Below are 261 nucleotides of genomic sequence, written 5' to 3' on the forward strand. Positions count from 1 at the left end.
TTCCTGCTGTAGGTGGTGCGGTAATGGTTACATCCCTGGTTGCTGTAGCATCAGGACATCCTCCTGTACCACTTACCGTATAGGTCATGGTCACTGTACCCGCTGCTACTCCCGTAATCAGTCCAGTGCTCGAATTAATCGTTGCGATTGATGTGTTTGCCGAACTCCAGCTTCCTCCTGCTTCTGTTGAGCTAAAGGTTGTCGTACCAGCAATACAGGCTTCCTGAGTTCCCGATAGTGTTCCAGCAACTGGTGGTGCGG

At 51.3% G+C, this 261-nt stretch carries 1 protein-coding gene; it reads right to left on the reverse strand.

The features are described from left to right. A partial coding sequence (locus tag FOF46_RS31240) for an Ig-like domain-containing protein (RefSeq protein ID WP_208746860.1) occupies nucleotides 1-261 on the reverse strand: 261 nt, incomplete at both ends.

It is taken from the genome of Aquimarina algiphila (genome assembly GCF_007489275.1).
GTDB lineage: Bacteria > Bacteroidota > Bacteroidia > Flavobacteriales > Flavobacteriaceae > Aquimarina > Aquimarina algiphila.